This is a genomic window from Pseudomonas sp. 1L-B-1-E-C1 (assembly GCF_057291835.1).
In genome coordinates this window covers 39818-60632 of record NZ_JBXAWN010000008.1, presented here as the reverse complement: position 1 = coordinate 60632, position 20815 = coordinate 39818, and the positions used below count along the sequence as shown (strand labels likewise).

At 62.0% G+C, this 20815-nt stretch carries 17 protein-coding genes; 5 read left to right on the top strand and 12 right to left on the bottom strand.

Features of this window, described 5'->3' with window-relative positions; translation table 11 throughout:
* Positions 1 to 145: 145 nt before the first annotated feature.
* Positions 146 to 1987 (top strand): dihydroxy-acid dehydratase, encoded by a 1842-nt coding sequence (ilvD, locus tag AC0Z4S_RS15260; protein ID WP_485623628.1) that lies wholly within the window; start codon positions 146 to 148, stop codon positions 1985 to 1987.
* A gap of 166 nt (positions 1988 to 2153) precedes the next feature.
* On the opposite strand, the gene AC0Z4S_RS15255 is transcribed toward ilvD, so the two are convergent.
* Entirely contained in the window at positions 2154 to 3209 is a 1056-nt protein-coding gene (locus AC0Z4S_RS15255) for an HAD family hydrolase (RefSeq protein ID WP_485623627.1), read from the bottom strand.
* Between the two features lie 239 nt (positions 3210 to 3448).
* Between AC0Z4S_RS15255 and AC0Z4S_RS15250 the strand changes: the two genes are divergently transcribed.
* Complete coding sequence (locus AC0Z4S_RS15250) at positions 3449 to 4840, top strand: L-cystine transporter (protein WP_485623626.1); 1392 nt, start codon at positions 3449 to 3451, stop codon at positions 4838 to 4840.
* 90 nt (positions 4841 to 4930) lie between these two features.
* Here the strand turns inward: AC0Z4S_RS15250 and AC0Z4S_RS15245 are convergent, their stop codons facing one another.
* Positions 4931 to 5443 carry a dihydrofolate reductase gene (locus AC0Z4S_RS15245; RefSeq protein WP_485623625.1) on the bottom strand — a complete coding sequence of 171 codons (513 nt, stop codon included), beginning with the start codon at positions 5441 to 5443 and terminating at the stop codon, positions 4931 to 4933.
* An 85-nt stretch (positions 5444 to 5528) separates the two neighbouring features.
* On the opposite strand from AC0Z4S_RS15245, the gene AC0Z4S_RS15240 reads away from it, so the two are divergent.
* Entirely contained in the window at positions 5529 to 6902 is a 1374-nt protein-coding gene (locus AC0Z4S_RS15240) for a DUF2868 domain-containing protein (protein WP_485623624.1), read from the top strand.
* Complete coding sequence (locus AC0Z4S_RS15235; protein WP_485623623.1) at positions 6895 to 8280, top strand: GTPase/DUF3482 domain-containing protein; 1386 nt, start codon at positions 6895 to 6897, stop codon at positions 8278 to 8280. Before AC0Z4S_RS15240 ends, AC0Z4S_RS15235 begins: the two co-directional genes overlap by 8 nt.
* A 161-nt stretch (positions 8281 to 8441) precedes the next feature.
* Here AC0Z4S_RS15235 and AC0Z4S_RS15230 read toward each other — a convergent pair whose 3' ends face one another.
* The 7 genes from AC0Z4S_RS15230 to AC0Z4S_RS15200 form a co-directional block, all read right to left on the bottom strand.
* Entirely contained in the window at positions 8442 to 8999 is a 558-nt protein-coding gene (locus tag AC0Z4S_RS15230; RefSeq protein ID WP_485623622.1) for a phosphonate degradation HD-domain oxygenase, read from the bottom strand.
* On the bottom strand, positions 8996 to 10129 hold the full coding sequence (locus AC0Z4S_RS15225) for a TIGR03364 family FAD-dependent oxidoreductase (protein WP_485623621.1): 1134 nt from the start codon (positions 10127 to 10129) through the stop codon (positions 8996 to 8998). The genes AC0Z4S_RS15230 and AC0Z4S_RS15225 overlap by 4 nt, the downstream gene beginning before the upstream one ends.
* A gap of 118 nt (positions 10130 to 10247) precedes the next feature.
* The gene (locus AC0Z4S_RS15220) at positions 10248 to 11273 is read right to left on the bottom strand and encodes a putative 2-aminoethylphosphonate ABC transporter substrate-binding protein (protein WP_485623620.1); all 1026 of its coding nucleotides are present in this window, start codon (positions 11271 to 11273) and stop codon (positions 10248 to 10250) included.
* A gap of 26 nt (positions 11274 to 11299) precedes the next feature.
* A complete protein-coding gene (locus AC0Z4S_RS15215; RefSeq protein ID WP_485623619.1) occupies positions 11300 to 13024 on the bottom strand; it encodes a putative 2-aminoethylphosphonate ABC transporter permease subunit in 1725 nt (574 codons plus the stop codon).
* A complete protein-coding gene (locus AC0Z4S_RS15210; RefSeq protein WP_485623618.1) occupies positions 13024 to 14100 on the bottom strand; it encodes a putative 2-aminoethylphosphonate ABC transporter ATP-binding protein in 1077 nt (358 codons plus the stop codon). Before AC0Z4S_RS15210 ends, AC0Z4S_RS15215 begins: the two co-directional genes overlap by 1 nt.
* Positions 14101 to 14293: 193 nt before the next feature.
* The gene (locus AC0Z4S_RS15205; RefSeq protein WP_485623769.1) at positions 14294 to 15157 is read right to left on the bottom strand and encodes a LysR family transcriptional regulator; all 864 of its coding nucleotides are present in this window, start codon (positions 15155 to 15157) and stop codon (positions 14294 to 14296) included.
* A 15-nt stretch (positions 15158 to 15172) separates the two neighbouring features.
* Entirely contained in the window at positions 15173 to 17428 is a 2256-nt protein-coding gene (locus AC0Z4S_RS15200) for a heavy metal translocating P-type ATPase (RefSeq protein ID WP_485623617.1), read from the bottom strand.
* An 84-nt stretch (positions 17429 to 17512) separates the two neighbouring features.
* On the opposite strand from AC0Z4S_RS15200, the gene cadR reads away from it, so the two are divergent.
* Positions 17513 to 17962, top strand: coding sequence for a Cd(II)/Pb(II)-responsive transcriptional regulator (gene cadR / locus AC0Z4S_RS15195; protein ID WP_016772685.1), 450 nt, complete (start codon positions 17513 to 17515; stop codon positions 17960 to 17962).
* 121 nt (positions 17963 to 18083) lie between these two features.
* Here the strand turns inward: cadR and AC0Z4S_RS15190 are convergent, their stop codons facing one another.
* From AC0Z4S_RS15190 to AC0Z4S_RS15180, 3 genes are all read right to left on the bottom strand, one after another.
* Positions 18084 to 19055 carry a thymidylate synthase gene (locus AC0Z4S_RS15190; RefSeq protein WP_485623616.1) on the bottom strand — a complete coding sequence of 324 codons (972 nt, stop codon included), beginning with the start codon at positions 19053 to 19055 and terminating at the stop codon, positions 18084 to 18086.
* A gap of 50 nt (positions 19056 to 19105) precedes the next feature.
* Positions 19106 to 19921 (bottom strand): prolipoprotein diacylglyceryl transferase, encoded by an 816-nt coding sequence (gene lgt, locus AC0Z4S_RS15185; protein ID WP_016772683.1) that lies wholly within the window; start codon positions 19919 to 19921, stop codon positions 19106 to 19108.
* Positions 19922 to 20000: 79 nt separating this feature from the next.
* Positions 20001 to 20783: a sulfite exporter TauE/SafE family protein gene (locus AC0Z4S_RS15180; protein ID WP_041476853.1), complete on the bottom strand. Its 783-nt coding sequence runs from the start codon at positions 20781 to 20783 to the stop codon at positions 20001 to 20003.
* Positions 20784 to 20815: the final 32 nt, after the last annotated feature.

Genomic DNA, 20815 nt, shown 5'->3' with positions numbered 1-20815 from the left:
GCGGGTTTATGAGCTCAGGCTGAGACCAGCGGCGATCCCGCAACGTCATTGGCAACTTCCGGACACACGGCCATTTTTCGGGTGTTTCAGAGGTCAACAGAAGCTCACTCCCCTTTAGTACGTGATTAGCCGCCCGGAGTGCTCCATGCCAGATTACCGCTCGAAAACATCCACCCACGGCCGCAACATGGCCGGCGCCCGCGCACTGTGGCGCGCCACCGGGATGAAGGATGACGACTTCAAGAAGCCGATCATCGCCATCGCCAACTCGTTCACCCAGTTCGTCCCGGGGCATGTGCACCTGAAGGACCTGGGTCAACTGGTCGCCCGCGAAATCGAACGCGCCGGTGGTGTGGCCAAGGAATTCAACACCATCGCCGTCGATGACGGCATCGCCATGGGCCACGACGGCATGCTGTATTCGCTGCCGAGCCGCGAGATCATCGCCGACTCCGTCGAGTACATGGTCAACGCCCACTGCGCCGATGCCATCGTGTGCATTTCCAACTGCGACAAGATCACCCCGGGCATGCTGATGGCTGCACTGCGCCTGAACATCCCGGTGATCTTCGTTTCCGGCGGCCCGATGGAAGCCGGCAAGACCAAACTCGCCTCCCACGGTCTCGACCTCGTCGACGCCATGGTGATCGCCGCCGACTCCAGCGCTTCTGACGAGAAGGTTGCCGAGTACGAGCGTAGCGCCTGTCCGACCTGCGGTTCGTGCTCCGGCATGTTCACCGCCAACTCGATGAACTGCCTGACCGAAGCACTGGGCCTGGCCTTGCCGGGCAATGGTTCGACTCTGGCCACTCACAGCGACCGCGAACAGCTGTTCCTCCAGGCCGGACGCACCATTGTCGAGCTGTGCAAGCGCTACTACGGCGACAACGACGAGTCCGTGCTGCCGCGCAATATCGCCAACTTCAAGGCGTTCGAGAATGCGATGATGCTCGACATCGCCATGGGCGGTTCGACCAATACCATCCTGCACTTGCTCGCTGCCGCCCAGGAGGCCGAGATCGATTTCGACCTGCGCGACATCGACCGTCTCTCGCGCAGCGTGCCGCAGTTGTGCAAAGTCGCACCGAACATCCAGAAGTACCACATGGAAGACGTGCACCGCGCCGGCGGCATTTTCAGCATCCTCGGTTCGCTGGCCCGCGGCGGCCTGCTGCATACCGACCTGCCGACCGTGCACAGCCGCAGCATGGCAGAAGCCATCGCCAAGTGGGACATCACCCAGACCAGCGACGAAACCGTGCACCACTTTTTCAAGGCTGGTCCTGCGGGCATTCCGACCCAGACCGCGTTCAGCCAGTCGACCCGTTGGGAAACTCTGGACGATGACCGTGAAAACGGCTGCATCCGCAGCTTCGAGCACGCCTATTCGAAAGAAGGCGGCCTCGCCGTGCTGTACGGCAACATCGCGCAGGACGGTTGCGTGGTGAAAACCGCCGGGGTCGACGAGTCGATCCACGTTTTTGAAGGCAACGCGAAAATCTTCGAAAGTCAGGACAGCGCCGTGCGCGGCATTCTTGCCGACGAAGTGAAGGAAGGCGACATCGTCATCATTCGCTACGAAGGCCCGAAAGGCGGCCCGGGCATGCAGGAAATGCTCTACCCGACGTCCTATCTGAAATCCAAAGGCCTGGGCAAAGCCTGTGCGCTGCTCACCGACGGCCGTTTCTCCGGCGGGACTTCCGGCCTGTCCATTGGTCACGCTTCGCCAGAAGCTGCGGCCGGTGGCGCGATCGGTCTGGTGCAGGATGGCGACAAAGTACTGATCGACATTCCGAACCGTTCGATCAACCTGTTGGTCAGCGACGAAGAACTGGCGGCACGCCGCGCCGAGCAGGACAAGAAAGGCTGGAAACCGGTAGAGGTGCGCCCACGCAAAGTGACCACCGCCCTGAAGGCCTACGCCCTCCTGGCGACCAGTGCCGACAAGGGTGCTGTGCGTAACAAAGCGATGCTCGACGGGCTGTAAGCGTCAAATCGCCGAAACGAAAATGCCCCGCCATCGTGCGGGGCATTTTTTATCCAGCCGATTTAGTCGGTGACCCTAACGGCCCCATCGCGAGCAGGCTCACTCCTACAATTGGAATGCGTTCCCTTGTAGGAGTGAGCCTGCTCGCGATGGGAGCGACTCGGTCTTACTGGATCTCCTCAGGCTTGACGATCACCCAGTTCTTGTCCGCCGTCACCGGTAATCCTTCCTTGGCCTGCGCCGCCGCGTTTTTGGCCATCATGCCGTTGATCTGCGCCATGTACTTGTCCTTGCGGTTGATCCACAAGTGGATGCCGCCCTTGGCTACGTCGACATCGTGGAACAGCATGTAACCATCGCTCGTCGGGGTATCGCCACCGACCAGTACCGGTTTTTTCCACTCATCGATGTAGGTGAGGATCGCCGCGTGCTTGCCGGCCATCCACGTTGCAGGGGTCCACAGGTAAGGCGTCAGTTCGAGGCCGAGGTTGGCCTTCTCGTCATATTTGCCGGCGGTGATCTGCTTGCGCGCGGTGGTCAGCTCGCCAGTCTTCTGATCCTTGAGCAGCAGTGAAACGCCGATGACGTTCTGCGGTTTGACGTTGTAGCCGTACTTGGGGTCCGCCGCGACCATGCGCACCAGTTCCTCGGAGGCGGCGGTCATTACGTAGACTTCGATGCCGTTCTCCATCAGCTTGTTGTAAAGCTCCTGCTGGCCGGTGAAGATCTTCGGCGGATTGACGTCGAGTTTCTTCACCACATCGCCTTCGTAATACGTCGCCGGCACCGGCTTGCCCGAAGCCATCAGTTCGTCAACGTAGCCCTTGAGCTCCTTGAGGGTGAAGCCGGAGAACACCTGCGCCACCCACGGGTAGCAAACCATGTCGTCGACTTCGCAGAGCCGGTAGTAATAACTGAACAGGCTTTCCTTGTGCTCGGCGGTGTCCTTGAAGGGCATCAGTTTCAGCGAGGGATCGAGCTTGTCGCGGGTGATCAGGCCCTTGTTTTCCATGAACGGCAACAAAGACTCTTCGAGGTCGTAGCGGTAACTGGTGTTATCCATGTCGAACACCGCGTAGTTACCCTTGTTGGCGTTGGCGGCGATCATCGCGTCCAGCGCCTTGGCCTGATCTGCAGGCCAATGCTTGAGCTCGGTGGCGAAGGCCTGACCGGTCAGGCCCGCCGCCAGTGCCACAGCCAATAACGTGCGTGCAATTCTCATAGCGCTACTCCCCGATGCAAAGAGTTCGACGCTAACAAATAAGTGTGACAACCCTCGCCTGTCAGCGACCGCGTACGTCCCCTGCGCGTCAGGTGCATTGCCGACAGCGACACGCGCTTATTCCAAAAACGACGGACACCCTGCCATTTCGGTATTAAATCATTGCAAATCAAGCTGTTAGGCTAACCGGTTCGCAGCAGCCCCGGATGGCTGTTGGCACAGTCTTTTCTGGAGTCCTCATGAATCTACCGTTGATTCTCAATCTGCTGGTGTTCCTCGCCCTGCTCTTCGGTCTGGCGCAAACCCGCCACACCTCGTGGAGCCTGGCGAAAAAAGTCCTGCTCGCACTGGCCCTCGGCGTGGCGTTCGGCGTCGCCCTGCACACGATCTACGGTGCCGGCAACCCGGTACTGAAAGCCTCGATCGGCTGGTTCGATCTGGTCGGCAACGGTTACGTGCAGTTGCTGCAAATGATCGTGATCCCGCTGGTGTTCGCCTCGATCCTCAGCGCCGTGGCGCGTCTGCACAACGCCTCGTCGCTAGGCAAGATCAGTTTCCTGACCATCGGTACGCTGCTGTTCACCACCGCCATCGCGGCGCTGATCGGCATCGGCCTGACCAACCTGTTCGGCCTCACCGCTGAAGGTCTGGTCGCCGGCACTCAGGAAATGGCACGCCTGCAAACCATTCAGAACGACTACGCCGGCAAGGTTGCCGACCTGAATGTGCCGCAACTGCTGCTGTCGTTCATCCCGCAGAACCCGTTCGCCGACCTGGCCCGGGCCAAGCCGACCTCGATCATCAGTGTGGTGATTTTTGCCGCATTCCTCGGGGTGGCTGCGCTGCAACTGCTCAAGGACGACGTCGAGAAAGGTCAGAAAGTGATCAACGCCATCGACACCCTACAAGCCTGGGTGATGCGTCTGGTGCGTCTGGTGATGAAGCTGACCCCGTACGGTGTGCTGGCGCTGATGACCAAAGTGGTCGCCGGTTCCAACCTGCAGGACATCATCAAACTCGGCAGTTTCGTCGTGGTCTCGTATATCGGCCTGGGTCTGATGTTCGTGGTGCACGGCGTGCTGGTTTCGGCCGCCGGGATCAACCCGTTGCGCTTCTTCCGCAAGATCTGGCCAGTGTTGACGTTCGCCTTCACCAGTCGCTCCAGCGCAGCGACCATTCCGCTGAGCATTGAAGCGCAGACCCGTCGTCTGGGTATTCCGTCGTCGGTCGCCAGTTTCGCTGCATCGTTCGGTGCGACCATCGGCCAGAACGGTTGCGCCGGCCTGTACCCAGCGATGTTGGCGGTAATGGTGGCGCCAACGGTCGGCATCAACCCGCTGGATCCGCTGTGGATCGCGACGCTGGTGGCGATTGTCACGTTGAGTTCGGCCGGCGTGGCCGGGGTTGGTGGCGGTGCGACGTTCGCCGCCCTGATCGTGCTGCCGGCGATGGGCCTGCCGGTGTCGCTGGTGGCATTGCTGATTTCGGTCGAGCCGTTGATCGACATGGGCCGCACGGCGTTGAACGTGAGTGGCTCGATTACCGCCGGTGCGATTACCAGTCAGGTGATGCAACAGACGGATAAAGCGCTGCTGGATGCGGATGAACACGCAGAGTTGGCGCAGGCCTGATGTAAAGCAAGATCAAAAGATCGCAGCCTTCGGCAGCTCCTACAGGGGAAATGCGTACATCCTGTAGGAGCTGCCGAAGGCTGCGATCTTTTAGGCTTTTTCCCAGACTTCGAAGTTGTACGCCGGCTTATCTTCAACCGCCGGGTTTTCAACGTTGGAAACCAGTTTCCACTCGCTCAGATCAAACTCCGGAAACCACGCATCCCCTTCCGGGCTCAGCGCCACGCGGGTCAGGTACAGCCGATCGGCCTGCGCTAGCCCTTGCGCGTACAACTGCGCGCCGCCAATCAGCATCAGCTCATCAACGCCCTGGGCTTTCGCCCATTCCTCGGCGCGCGCCACGGCGGCTTCCAGCGACGGGTAGACCTCGGCGCCTTCGAGCTGCAGATCCGGCTGACGGCTGACCACAATATTCAAGCGACCGGGCAACGGCCGACCCAGCGAATCCCAGGTCTTGCGGCCCATGATGATCGGCTTGCCGAGCGTGGTCGCCTTGAAGTATTTGAAGTCCCCCGGCAGGTGCCAGGGCATGCTGTTGTCGACGCCGATCACGCGGTTTTCACCGAGGGCTGCGATCAGGCTGAGGGGCAGTGATTTAGTCATGACGGCGAGGATACCAGAGCCGCGCTTACCCCGATAAGCGCCACAGCGGTTATGCTCAGCGCTCGATTTAGCGACGGGACGCCGCGTGACTGAACTGACTCCACTGCAAAACCTCTGGCTCACCGAAACCATCCGCCTGCGCGAAGAACACGCGGGGCCGCTGGATGATCTGGAAGCCAATCGTCTGGCCCGCGCTGCTGGCGGCGATCTGCCGAGCCGCATTCAGCGCCGGGCGTTATGGCTGGCCGAGCGCGACGGGCTCACCGCCGCCCTCAAGCACTGGCTGCAAGGCGCGCGCCTGGCGCTGGTGTTATTGATGATTTTTGCCGTGCTCAGCGGCGCCGGCCTGGCTTTCGCCGCACTTGGGCAGACGCCGGTGAATGTGTTCTGGGCGCTGGGCAGTCTGCTCGGGATCAATCTGATATTGCTGCTGAGTTGGGCGCTGGGCTTGATCTTCGCTGGCGAACACGGCGCTACCCTTGGGCGCTTGTGGCTGTGGCTCAGCGAAAAATTCGCCCGCGATGCCAAAGCCGCGCAACTGGCGCCGGCCTTGCTGTTGCTGCTGCAACGCAAAAAACTCAATCGCTGGGCGCTGGGCGCTTTGGTCAATGGCCTGTGGCTGCTGGCGATGCTCAGCGCGCTGATTCTGCTGCTGACGCTGATGGCCACCCGGCGCTACGGCTTTGTCTGGGAAACCACGATCCTCGGCGCCGACACCTTTATTCACGTTACCCAGGCTCTCGGCTATCTGCCGTCAATGCTCGGCTTCAATGTGCCGACCGAAGAAATGATCCGCGCCAGCGGCGCCGGCGCCCTCGACATCGAAAGCGCACGACAGGCCTGGGCGACCTGGCTGGTCGGCGTGCTGGTGGTCTACGGCGTGCTGCCGCGCCTGCTGCTCGCCCTGTTTTGTTTCTGGCGCTGGAACAGCGGCAAAGCCGCGTTGCGCCTGGATCTGAACCTGCCCGGCTACGCGCAACTACGCGAACGGCTGATGCCCACCAGCGAACGTCTCGGCGTCAACGACCCGGAGCCTGCGCAGCTGCATCACGTCGAAAGCAACGTCAGCGAGCTCGCCAGCGAAGGCGCGCTGCTGGTGGCGATCGAGCTCGACGAACAACGCCCGTGGCCACCCGCATTGCCGAAAAACGTCAGCAATGCCGGCGTCCTCGACAGTCGCGAATCGCGGCACAAACTGCTCGAACAACTCAGTCGCTTCCCCCCGGCGCGGCTGGCTATCGCCTGCGATCCGCGACGTTCACCGGATCGTGGCAGCCTCGCGCTGATCGCTGAGCTTGCGCGCAATGCCGGCGCCACCCGCATCTGGCTGCTGCAAGCGCCGCCGGGCGAAGCGCTGGATGGTCAACGTCTGGGTGACTGGCATGCTGCGCTGCAACAGCTGGAATTGCCGTTCGCCGATTGCGCGCCGATGAACTGGCTGGAGAGCGGACATGACTGATGCACGCAAAGCCCCGCTGAAACTCGCGGTGGTTGGCCATACCAACGTCGGCAAGACCTCACTGCTGCGCACGCTGACCCGCGACGTCGGTTTCGGCGAAGTCTCTCATCGCCCGAGTACCACACGGCATGTCGAAGGCGCGCGGTTGTCGGTGGACGGCGAACCGTTGCTCGATCTGTACGACACGCCGGGGCTGGAAGATGCGATCGCCCTGCTGGATTTTCTCGAACGTCTGGAACGCCCGGGCGAACGCCTCGACGGTCCGGCGCGGCTGGCGCGGTTTCTCGACGGCAGCGAGGCGCGCCAGCGTTTCGAACAGGAAGCCAAGGTGCTGCGGCAATTGCTCGCCTCCGATGCCGGTCTGTATGTGATCGACGCCCGCGAACCGGTGCTGGCCAAGTACCGCGACGAACTGGAAGTGCTCGCCAGTTGCGGCAAACCGCTGCTGCCGGTGCTGAATTTCGTCAGCAGCGCCAACCATCGCGAACCCGATTGGCGCGAGGCACTGGCGCGGCTGGGACTGCACGCGCTGGTACGTTTCGACAGCGTTGCGCCGCCCGAGGATGGTGAACGCCGACTGTACGAAAGCCTCGCCCTGCTGCTGGAGAATGCGCGGCCACAATTGGAGCGGTTGATTGCCGATCAACAGGCCCAGCGCCTCGCCCGTCAGCACAGTGCCGCGCGCTTGATCGCTGAATTACTGATCGATTGCGCAGCGTGCCGGCGCAGTGTGGTCAGCGAGGCTGAGCAGGAACAGCAGGCAATCAGCGAATTGCGCAGAGCCGTGCGTCAGCGCGAACAAAAGTGTGTCGAGGCGCTGCTCAAGCTCTACGCGTTTCGCCCGCAGGATGCGGCGGCCAGTGATTTGCCGTTGCTCGACGGGCGCTGGGGCGATGATCTGTTCAACCCGGAAACCTTGAAGCAGCTTGGCGTGCGCGTCGGCGGCGGCATTGCTGCCGGTGCGGCGGCCGGGGCTGGGGTGGATTTGCTCGTCGGCGGGATTACCCTCGGCGCAGCGGCACTGGCCGGCGCGATTGCCGGCGGTGCGCTGCAAACCGCGCGCAGTTATGGCAGTCGCCTGCTCGGCAAAATCAAAGGCCAGCGGGAATTGACGGTAGATGACGCCGTGCTGCGCCTGTTGGCGTTGCGTCAGCGGCAATTGGTGTTGGCGCTGGATCAGCGCGGGCATGCGGCGATGGACAGCATTCAGGTGGCCACGCCTGTGGATAAAACCTGGCGCGAGGGCAAGCTTCCGGAAGCCTTGAGCAAGGCCCGGGCGCATCCGCAATGGTCGTCGTTGAATCCGCATGCGAAGTTGAATCAGGGGGAAAGGCAGGAGCAGGTTGAGGCGCTGGTTGATCGGGTGCTTGAGCTTTAGATCGCTCCCCCTCACCCCAGCCCTCTCCCGGAGGGAGAGGGGGCCGACCGTGTTGCTCTTGGGTCATACACCGACCTGAGATATCCAGTCGAACTCAGGTTGGAAAAGCATGGAGATCAGCTCCCTCTCCCTCCGGGAGAGGGCTGGGGTGAGGGCTGCAATCACTCAGCTGACAACAAAACCTCAGCCTTGCGCTTCAGCACCGCCAAATCCATCACCGGCACCGCCCTCTTCTTCGCCAACTCATCCCAGCGCCGCATGTGCAGACTCAGCGCACACAACGGATCCGCCTCGAACGCGTCCGCCTCAGCCTCGCTCATCACCCCGCCCTGATATTCCAGCGTGCGCCGACTCGCCTCACTCAACTGCGCGTGATACCCCGGCTCACGCAAGGTCAGATAACGCTTGGCCTGAACGTGATATTCCACCAGCCGCGCCAGCCGCTCGCTGAAACCCGCCTCACGCAGATAATCCGCACCGAGCCGTTCATGGCTGACCACGCCATAACCGCCCATGTTGTCCGCGCCTTCGGCACATAGATGGCCGATGTCATGGAAAAACGCCGCCAGCACCACCTCATCATCCCAGCCCTCGGCCATCGCCAGCTCGGCCGTCTGGGACATGTGTTCGATCTGCGACACCGGCTCGCCGATGTAATCGCTGGCACCGAAGCGCTCATACAGGCCGAACACCCGCGCCACCACCTGCTCGTGATTCATGCCTCCTCCAGCAACTGCGCGATGTTGCGCTCGGCCAGCGCCGGGCCGACGCTCATGCCGACGCCGGTGTGCATCAGGGCCACGCTCAAACCCGGCGCCGGGCGCAGGAACGAGAATGGCCCGGGGCCGCGAGCGCCATAGACGCCCTGCCAGCGTTCGACCACTTGCACCCGGCAGCCCAGGGTCTGCTCGGCGAGTTCAAGCATCCAGTCGTCAATCTGCTCGGCATTGAAAGGTGAAGCATCGCTGCCGTAATCATGCGAATCGCCGATGATCAATTCGCCATACGGCGTCGGGCTGATCAGCAGGTGAATGCCGTTGGCGTGCAAGTGCGGTTGTTCACCGAGGATCTGTGCCTGTACCGCCGCGGCTTCCGGCAAATCGGCGAAGGCGCCGTAGTGCACGCAGCTCAGACCGGTGAGCACGGCGTGTTGCAGATTGAAATCGATCTGCGGTTTGGCGCGGAGCATTTGCAAGCGGCAGACTTGCGGCTCAAGAGCGGCAATCGGCTCGGCGAGCAGGGTCTGATAATCATGGCCGGAGCAGACGATGATCTGCTTCGCGGCAAAACTGCCGGCGGTGCTGTGCAGATGTCCCGGCTCGACGTCGCGCACAAGCGTGGAAAAGTGAAACTCGACGCCGAGGTCGCGACGCAGGTAGTCGATCAGCGCCGGGATGGCTTCGCGCGAGTACAGCTGTTGATCGTCGATGCCGTGCAACGCGGCGCGATGATGGCTGAACTGGCCGCCATACAGATCATGCAACGCCGCGCCGCGCAGCAGTTCGACGTTGTAGCCATGCTCGATCGCTCGCCCGGCGCAGAAGGCTTCGAGCAGGTGTTCTTCCGCTTCATTGCGGGCGAACAAATAGGAGCCGTTGCGCTTGATCTGCAGCCCGGCGAGTTGCGCCCAGTCGCCCCAGATTTCGCGGCTGGCCTTGGCCAGTGCGAGCATGGTGCCGGGTGGCTGGCCGGTGACCAGCGCCTGGCCGAAGTTGCGCACCGAAGCGCCGAGGGGCGTGGCGGTGCGCTCGAATACCGCGACTTTGAGACCGCGTCTGGCAGCGGCGTAGGCGTGGGACAGGCCGAGGATGCCAGCGCCGATGATGAGCAGGTCTTTGGGTTGTGTCATGTAGAGGTGCTCTGAATGAGAAACCGCTTTCGCGAGCAGGCTCGCTCCCACAGGGGACAGCATTGCAACTGTGGGAGCGAGCCTGCTCGCGAAGGGGCCTTGTCAGTCGATAAAGATCTTACTTGGCGACAACCTTCTCGGACTTGCCGTCATAGCGCTTGCGCCATTCAGCCAGGATCTCGTCTCGATTCTTCGAGGCCCAGGCAAAGTCGTTCTTGATCAAACGCTGCTCATAATCGGCTGGCAATTCGGTCTGCGGCTTGGCGATTCCCGGTTGCGCAAGAACAGCGAAGTTCTCTTTGTACAAGTCCATCGCCTCGGCGCTGGCGGAGAAATCAGCGAGTTTCTTCGCTGCCTCTTCATGCGGTGTGCCTTTGATCACCGCCGTCGCTTCGATCTCCCAGCCCAGACCTTCCTTCGGCAGGATGATGTCCAGCGGCGCGCCCTGGCGTTTCAGCTGCACGGCAGGGTATTCGAAGGAAATCCCGATCGGAAACTCACCCGCCGCTGCCAGTTTGCAAGGCTTGGAACCGGAGTGGACGTACTGGCCGATGTTCTGGTGCAAGCCATCCATGTAGACCCAGCCCTGCTTTTCGCCGAAGGTTTGCAGCCAGGCGCTGACGTCGAGGAAACCGGTGCCGGACGACGCCGGATTGGGCATGACGATCTTGCCCTTGTATTCAGGCTTGGTCAGGTCCTGCCAACTCACGGGTTTGCTCAGCCCCTGCTTTTCGGCTTCGACGGTGTTGAAGCAAATGGTCGCCGCCCACACGTCCATGCCCACCCACGCTGGCGGATTGGCAGCGTCGCGGTAGTTCGCGCCGATCTTGCCGAGGTCCTTCGGTGCATAGCTTTGCAGCATGCCTTGCTGATCGAGGATCGCCAGGCTCGACGCCGCCAGGCCCCACACCGCATCCGCCTGCGGCCGGGCTTTTTCGGCGAGCAGTTTGGCGGTGATGATCCCGGTGGAATCGCGCACCCATTTGATCTCGACGTCCGGGTTGGCCTTTTCGAAGGCTTCCTTATAGGACTTCAACTGTTCGGCTTCGAGGGCGGTGTACACCGTCAACTCGGTTTTCGCCGCGAAGGCATTCAGGCTGAAAGTCGCGAGCACCGCAGCGGCCAGGGCCATAGGCTTGAACATGAGCGTTTTCCTGTAGGTGAGTTGAATCAGTGGCCGGGGGCGGTTTGCCGCCAGGCCTGGGAACGGCGCAACAGGCCGCGCGAAGCCCACGCCAGCAGCAAGGACACGCCCGCCGAGGTGAACAGAATCAGGGTCGACATCGCCGCCGCGCCGCCGACGTTGCCAGCATCATCCATATTCAGCACAGCGACCGCCGCGAGGATGGTGTCGGGGCTGTAGAGGAAGATCGCAGCGGAAACCGTGGTCATCGCCGAGACGAACAGGTAGCGCACGATGTCCAGCAGCGCCGGCAGGCAGATCGGCACGGTCACGCGCAGGTAATGGCGGTACAGCGGCGCCTTGAGCGACAGCGCCGCCGCTTCGAACTCGGCGTCGAGCTGGCGCAGCGCGGTGGTCGCGGTCATTTGTGCGGTGGTCAGATAGTGCGCAATGGTGCAGACGATCAGCAGCGTCATCGTCCCGTAGAGCACGTGCAGCGGATTGCCGCTGAGGTTGAAGAAGAAAACGTAACCCAGGCCGAGCACCAGCCCAGGCACCGCCATCGGCACGAAGCTGAGCATGCGCAAAGTCAGGTTCAAGCCGCGCTGGGTGCGGGTTTTCTCCATCAGATAGGCGCCGGTGAAAATCAGCACGCTGCCAATCAGCGCCGTGCCCAATGCCATCTTCAGACTGTTGCTATAGGCGAGCCAGCCACCGCCGGCGGTCTCGTTGAACTGATAGTGGTTGAGCGACAGCGACAGGTTGTATGGCCAGAACTTCACCAGCGACGAAAAAACCGCCATGCCGAACACCAGCAGCAGCGCGGCGCAGATCAGCAAAACAATCGCCAGATAGCAGCCGTCGCGCCATTTCGATGCCAGCGGTTTGAACACCTGCGCACGGCCGCTCATCGAGTCGCCGTGACGCCGACGGAGCCACGCATCGACGCCAAAACTGAACAGCGCCGGCAGCAACAGCACCATGCCGATCAACGCGCCACGGCCGAATTGCTGCTGGCCGACCACCGCTTTGTAGGCTTCCAGCGCCAGCACCTGGTAGTCGCCACCGACCACCACCGGCACGCCGAAATCGGTAATGGTCAGGGTGAACACCAGGCAGAACGCCGCAAACACCGCCTGCCGCGTTGCCGGCCAGGTGATGCTGCGAAACGCTTTGGCCGGACTGGCGCCCATGCTCGACGCCGCATCGAACAGCCGCGCATCGGCCAGCGACAATGCCGAGAGCAGAATCATCAGCGCATGGGGGAAGGTGTAAATCACCTCGCCGAGCACAATGCCCCAGAAGCCGTAGATGTTGTCCGAGAGCAGCCCACGCAGCATGCCTTGGTTGCCGAACAGATAGACCAGCGCAATCCCCGGCAGCATCGACGGCGCCATCAGCGGCAGCAGGGAAATCCCGCGCCAGATGCCTTTGCCCGGAATCAGCGTGCGTTGCAGCGCGTAGGCAAACAGGTAGGCCAGCGGTACGACAATGGCGGCGACGCTGAGGGAAACTTTCAGGCTGTTGCCGAGCAGCCAGTGGAAATTGGCGCTGGTCACCAACTCTTTAGCCGCGAGCCAGCCACCACCCTGCCCGGCGTCGTTGCTGAAGCCGCGCCAGAAGATCGCCAGCAACGGCAGCAGCACCGCGACGCCGAGCAACAGCAGCAGAAGGACTTTGCCGCCGACGACAAAAATGCGATCGCCGATCTCGGCTTTCGAGGACTGTCGCACCTGCTTGTGCGGAAGCGGCAGCGCGAGATTGCTGTTCATCAGGCAAACACCTGGAGGCTGCGCGGCGGCAAGGCGACCATGATCTGCTGCGCGCCGAGACGCGGCATCGCTTCCGGGGCAATCTCGGCAAGCAGTGCGTGGCCCGGAAGCTGATCAAGTTCAAAGCTCATCCGGCAGCGATTGCCGAGGAAAGTGATCTCGCGAACCTTGGCCGGGAACAGATTTTCTTCGTGCACCAGCGGATTGACGTTGATCGCCTCCGGGCGGCAGAACAGTCGACCCGAGGCACTGTGCACGCTGCCATCGGCCAAGCGCAGACTCATTCCGCCGACCGTGGCGTGACTGTCGCTGCTGCGCTGGAACGGCAGCCAGTTGCCCTGACCGACAAACTCGGCCACGAACGGCGTGGCCGGGCGGTTGTAGATTTCCTGCGGGGTCGCGTACTGCTCGACGCGGCCGTTGTTCATCACCGCGATGCGGTCGGCCATCAACATCGCTTCGTCCTGATTGTGCGTGACCATCAGCGTGGTAATGCCGAGGTTGCGCTGCAACTGGCGCAGCTCGGTGCACAGGTGCTCGCGCACCCGCGCGTCTAGGGCCGACATCGGTTCATCCAGCAACAGCAGCGACGGTGCCGGCGCCAGGGCACGGGCCAGCGCGACGCGTTGTTGTTGGCCGCCGGACAATTGGCCGGGGTACTTTTTCTCACTGCCGCTGAGGCCGACCAGTTCCAGCATCTGACCGACGCGGCGGCGCACTTCATCACGACCGCTGCCAGCGAGACCGTAGGCAATGTTCGCCTCGACAGTCAGATTGGGGAACAGCGCGTAGGACTGGAACAGAATGCCGTAGTCCCGCGCTTGCGGGGCGAGGTGCGAGACATCGCGCTCACCCAGATACAGCTCGCCGCTGTCCTGCTTCTCCAGCCCGGCGATGCAGCGCAGCAACGTGGTTTTGCCGCAGCCCGACGGGCCAAGCAGGCACACCAGCTCACCGGCGGCGACATCGAGGGAAACGTTATCCAGCGCAGTGAACGCGCCGAAACGCTTGTGTACGCCGCGCACTTTCATCGGCGCACCGGGGTGGGTCAGGGCAGTTGCGATGGCAGGATTCATGGACAGACCTCATCAAGCAGATGGGGCCAATCCTAGAGTTGTAATGCGTCCGTCATGTGGCAGCGAGGCAAAAACAGCTGATAGTGGTATTCAGGGATTTTGGTTGGAAGTCAAAAGATCGCAGCCTTCGGCAGCTCCTACATTGGAATGCGTCCACCTGTAGGAGCTGCCGAAGGCTGCGATCTTTTGATCTTCAGGCCGGGGACATTTCCTGTGCGAGTCCCAAAAAAGCCGCCGGCAACCGCGCGCCCTTCCTCTCTTTGAGGCAATAGAGATACTCCGGAATCTGCGGTGCATTCTCGATGGTCAGCACGCGCAACTGCGGATCATGCGGCACTTCCTGGCGGGCGATGATGCTGATGCCGATATTGCGCAGCACCGCCTCGCGGATCGACTCGCGGCTGCCGATCTCCAGCAGCGGCCCGAAGCTGACCCCGGCGCTGGCGAGCAACTCTTCGGTCAGGCGCCGGGTGGTCGAGCCGGACTCACGCATCAACAACGTATGCCCGGCCAGCGCATTCAACGTCACATGTTCCTGTGCGGCCAACGGATGGTTGCGATGTACCGCCAGCACCAGCGGATCGGTGCCGAGCACACGGCGAATCAATCGCGAATCGTCGAGCAACTGTGACGACGCGGCGACATCCACGCGGTAATCCTCCAGCGCTTCCAGCACTTGCTGCGAGTTGCCGATCTCCACCGACACTTCCACCTGTGGCAAACGCTCGCGAAAGGTCTTTACCAGATCGAGAATGTAATACGGCGCGGTGGCGGCAATGCGCAGCGTGCCCTGCACCTGACCGCTGTTGCGCAGGAAGAACTCGATGTCGGCCTCTTGCTGCAGCAGCGTCTTGACCATCGGCAGCAAGCGCGCGCCTTCGTCGCTGACGCTCAAACGACGCCCGCCACGGTAGAACAACTCCACCGAATACTGGCTTTCCAGATTACGGATTTGCGTGGTCACGGTCGGTTGGCTGAGGCCGAGTTTTTTCGCCGCCAGCGTGATGCTGCCCAGGCGGGCGACCATGTAGAACGCTTTCAGCTCGGCACTCAGCACGACCATCCCTCACGTTTATTTGCGCAGCAGGCGCAAACCGTTGAACACCACCAGCAGACTCACGCCCATGTCGGCGAACACCGCCATCCACATGGTGGCGAGCCCGGCGAAGGTTACCGCAAGAAAGATCGCCTTGATCACCAACGCCAGGGCGATGTTTTGTTTCAGGATGCTCGCGGTGTTACGAGACAGGTTGATGAACGCGGGGATCTTGCGCAGATCGTCGTCCATCAGGGCGACATCGGCAGTTTCGATCGCCGTGTCGGTGCCGGCCGCGGCCATGGCGAAACCGATCTCGGCGCGGGCCAATGCCGGGGCGTCGTTGATGCCATCGCCGACCATACCGACCCGGTGGCCCTGCTTGTAGAGATTTTCGATGGCTTGCAGCTTGTCGGTTGGCAACAAGTCACCGCGCGCCTCGTCGATACCGACCTGAGCGGCAATCGCCTGGGCGGTGTGGACGTTGTCGCCAGTCAGCATCAGAGTCTTCACGCCCAGCTCATGCAGTTGGCGAATCGCCTCACGGCTGGTCTCCTTGACCGTATCGGCGACGGCAAACAGCGCCAGTGGACCGGAGCCGTCGAGCAGCAGCACCACGGACTTGCCCTGTTTTTCCAGCGCGAAGAGTTTTTCCTCCAGTTGCGGCGAGCACAGACCCAGTTCCTCGACCAGACGATGGTTGCCCAGGTGATAGGTCTGGCCGTTGATATCACCTTTGACGCCACGCCCACCCAGCGCTTCGAAGTTATCCACAGTGGGCGCCGCGGAATCTTTATCCACAGCAGCGTTGGCAATGGCCAGCGATACCGGGTGATCGGAGCGCCCGGCCAGCGCGGCAGCAATGGCCGGCGCAGTAGCGTCGGCCGTCGGGTCGAGTGACAGGTAATCGGTCTGCACCGGTTTGCCGTGGGTGATCGTGCCGGTTTTGTCCAGCGCCAGATAATCGAGCTTGAAGCCGCCCTCCAGATACACGCCGCCTTTAACCAGAATGCCCTTGCGCGCGGCTGCCGCGAGGCCACTGACGATGGTCACCGGGGTGGAAATCACCAGTGCGCACGGGCAGGCAACCACCAGCAGCACCAACGCGCGATAGATCCAGTCGAACCACGCCGCACCCATGAACAGCGGCGGAATCACCGCGACGGCCAAGGCGAAGACGAACACCGCCGGGGTGTAGATTTTTGAGAATTGATCAACGAAACGCTGGGTCGGCGCCCGTGCGCCTTGCGCCTGTTCGACAGCATGAATGATCCGCGCGAGTGTCGAGTTGTTCGCCGCAGCGGTCACCGTATATTCCAGCGAACCGGCCTGATTGATGGTGCCAGCGAAGACTTTGTCACCGACGGTTTTCTCCACTGGCAGGCTTTCCCCGGTGATCGGCGCCTGGTCGATGGTCGAGCTGCCGCTGACCACCGCGCCGTCCAGCGCAATGCGCTCGCCGGGTTTCACCCGTACGCGGGCGCCGAGTTCGACGCTTTTCACCTCTTGTTCGCGCCAGTTGCCATCGGGTTGCAGCACCGTAGCCTGCTCAGGGGTCATCTGCATCAAACCACTGATCGCGTTGCGCGCACGGTCCAGCGAGCGTGCTTCAATCAGCTCTGCGACGGTGAAGAGGAACATCACCATCGCCGCTTCCGGCCACTGGCCGATGAGGATGGCACCGGTTACGGCGATGCTCATCAGCGCATTGATGTTGAGGTTGAGGTTCTTCAGGGCGATCCAGCCCTTTTTGTAGGTGCCGAGGCCGCCACTGAGAATCGACACCAGCGCAACAATTGCCACCACCCAGTCGGGCGCAGCGCTGGTGAAATGAATGACTTCGGCACCTAGCGCGGTCAGGCCGGACAGCGCCAGCGGCCACCAGTGTTTTTTCACGGGTGCCGCGACCTGTGCGTCGACGCCCGCCTCCAGCGGCTCGGCGTGCATGCCGAGGGATTTGATCGCTTCGGTGATGGGCTCGGTGCCCGGCAGATTGTGGGTCACGCCAAGTACGCGGTTGATCAGGTTGAATTCCAGCTGCTGCACCCCAGCCAGTTTGCCCAGCTTGTTCTGGATCAGCGTCTGCTCGGTCGGGCAATCCATCGCCTCGATGCGAAAACTGCTCAGGCGCGCATCGGCGCTGGTTTTATCGCTTAGTTGCACCCGCGCAGGCGCTGCGGCTTTTGACGAGCAGCAGGAGTCGCCGCCATGCGAATGTTTATGCACGGGCTGCAATTTATGACTGTGATCGTGGCCGTCGCCGGGCTTGTGGGTGTGCAGGGAATCGCTCATTGGTTGCGTCCATGAAGGTGCCTGTTGCCAAGTAAAGACCCTGTAGCCACTATAGGGTCAAGCACCCTTTTGGAGATTGCCGTCATGAAGATCGGCGAACTGGCGAAACTCACCGACTGCGCCGTGGAAACCATCCGCTACTACGAGCGCGAAAACCTCCTGCCGGAACCGGCGCGCAGCGACGGCAACTACCGCGTCTACACCCAGGCCCACGCCGAGCGCCTGACCTTCATCCGCAACTGCCGCACCCTCGACATGACCCTCGAAGAAATCCGCAGCCTCCTCGCCCTGCGCGACAGCCCGCAGGATCAGTGCGAGAGCGTCAATGCGTTGATCGACGAACACATCCAGCATGTGAAGGCGCGGATTGACGGTTTGCTGGCCTTGCAGACACAACTGCTCGACCTGCGCCAACGCTGTGGCGAAGGCCCGGAGGCAGATCAATGCGGGATCTTGCAGCGGCTGGAAGTGAGTGGCGGGGTTGTCGCGACCGAAGTCGAACACTCCCACGTAGGCCGCAGCCACGGCCATTAAGACTCACGCGAAACCAAATGTAGGAGCTGCCGAAGGCTGCGATCTTTTGATCTTATAAACAGCAAGATCAAAAGATCGCAGCCTTCGGCCGCTCCTACACAGAGGTATTGCGTATTGCTTGTCAGACCGCCATCGGCGCAGTCATTGGCGGATGGTGCTCGTAGCCTTCCAGCGAAAAATCGCTCGGTTCGACCAGTTCCAGCCATTCCGGCTGATACACACCGGTCTGGGCAAACTCCGGCACGCGATCGGAGATCTTCAGCTTCGGCATGGCAAACGGCTCGCGCTTGAGCTGTTCGTTGAGCATGTCCAGGTGGTTTTCGTAGACGTGGGCATCACCGATGAAATAGGTGAACCAGCGCGGCGTGTAGCCGGTCAGGCGACCGATCAGGCTCAGCAGGGCGGCGCCCTCGGTGAGGTTGAACGGCGTGCCCAGCCCCAGATCGTTGGAGCGGATGTAGAGAGTCAGGGAGATTTCCTTGGTCTCGACGTTCGGGTGGAACTGGTACAGCAGATGGCATGGCGGCAGGGCCATTTCATCGAGCTGCGCGCAGTTCCAGCCGTGGAACAGAATGCGGCGGCTGCCCGGATCCTTGATGATCGTGTCGACGCACTGGCGTACCTGATCGATCGCCTTGTACAGCACAACGTAGGCCTGGCCGTCTTCTTCGCCCTGAGCGATTTGCTTGTAGCCGTTGCTCAGGGTCTGTTCGATGGCGGCGGTGTTGCTCAGCGGGATCTGCTTGTACGCCGGCCACTTGCGCCATTGCACGCCGTAGATTTCGCCGAGGTCGTCGTCGCCTTGGCGGAACGGGTTGGCCAGCCACTGCGCGTTTTCGTTGGCGTTCTGGTCCCAGACCTTGCAGCCCAGCGCGCGGAATTCAGCGGCGTTGTTCACGCCACGCAGAAACCCGCACATCTCGCCGATGGCCGACTTGAAGGCCATCTTGCGCGTGGTGATCGCCGGGAAGCCTTCCTGCAGATCGAAACGCAGCATCGCCCCCGGAAAACTGATGGTGTTGATGCCGGTGCGGTTGGCCTGTTTGCTGCCGTTCTGGATGACGTGCGAGACCAGTTCGAGATATTGCTTCATGAGTTACCTGTGTCCTTTGAGCCCCGGCGTCGCGCGCCGGGGTTCGTAGTTTAAGCCGTCGGCGCGAGCGGCGCTGCCGGGGCGCGACGATAGGCCAGCCAGATCAGCAACAGCCCGCCGACGATCATCGGCACGCAGAGCACCTGACCCATGGTCAGCCAGTTCCACGCCAGGTAGCCCAGCTGCGCATCCGGCACGCGAACGAATTCGACGATGAAACGGAAGATGCCATAGAACAGCGCGAACATGCCCGAGACCGCCATGGTCGGGCGCGGTTTGCGCGAGAAGATCCACAGGATCAGGAACAGCGCCACGCCTTCGAGGGCGAACTGATACAGCTGTGATGGGTGGCGCGGCAACTGCGCCGGATCGCTGAACGGCGGAAACACCATAGCCCACGGCACGTCGGTGGCCTTGCCCCACAGCTCGGCGTTGATGAAATTGCCGATGCGCCCGGCGCCCAGACCGATCGGCACCATCGGCGCGACGAAGTCCATCAACTGGAAGAACGACTTGCCATTGCGCTTGCCGAACCACAGGGCCGCGAGCATCACGCCGATGAATCCGCCGTGGAACGACATGCCGCCCTTCCACACTTCGAAAATCAGCGTCGGGTTGGCCAGGTACGCGCTCAGGTCATAGAACAGCACGTAACCCAGACGGCCGCCGACGATCACGCCCATCGATAGCCAGAACACCAGATCGGAGAGCTTCTCCTTGGTCCAGGTCGGGTCGAAGCGGTTGAGCCGGCGCGACGCCAACAGCCACGCGCCGCCGATGCCGATCAGGTACATCAGACCGTACCAGTGGATTTTCAGCGGACCGATGGCCAGGGCCACCGGGTCGATCTGCGGGTAAGGCAGCATTGCGACTCCTTGTTAGAGTTGAAAGCGAAATTCCCGGGCGACGCTGCCACCTCAGGATTAAGCCAGGATTGCCACGCGGTCAGAGCAGAAAGCTCAAACCCACGCAGAACAGCAAAGCGGCGAATAGCCTTTTCAGCAAGCGCGGCGACAACCTGTGGGCCAGACGCGCGCCGAGCCGTGCGAAGACCATGCTGGTCAGGGCAATGCCCAACAACGCCGGCAAATACACAAAACCGAGACTATGGGCCGGCAACAACGGATCGTGCCACCCCAGAATCATGAAACTTAACGCACTGGCCAGAGCGATCGGCAGGCCACAGGCCGACGAGGTCGCCACGGCCTGCTGCATCGGCACGCTGCGCCAGGTCAGAAACGGCACGGTCAGCGAGCCGCCGCCAATGCCGAAAATCGCTGACGCCCAGCCAATCACCGTACCGGCCGCAGTCAGACCGAGTTTGCCCGGAACCGTTCGGCTGGCCTTGGGTTTGACGTCCAGCGCCAATTGCACGGCGATCACCAGGGCGAACACGCCGATGATCTTTTGCAGGTTCGGCCCGGATATCGCTTCTGCGGTCAGCGCCCCGAAACCGGCACCGAGCAGAATGCCCACGGTCATCCAGCGAAAAATCGCCCAGCGCACCGCGCCACGGCGGTGATGTTCACGCACGGCGTTGACCGAGGTGAATATGATCGTCGCCAGCGACGTCCCTACTGCCAAATGCGTAAGAATCGACTGATCGAAGCCCTGCAAAGTGAAGCTGAACACCAGCACCGGGACGATGATGATCCCGCCGCCGACGCCAAACAGCCCGGCGAGCACGCCCGCGCAGGCGCCGAGCGCCAGGTAGAGCAGAAATTCCATGACCGTCTCCAGCACGCGTCGGCAAAACAGGA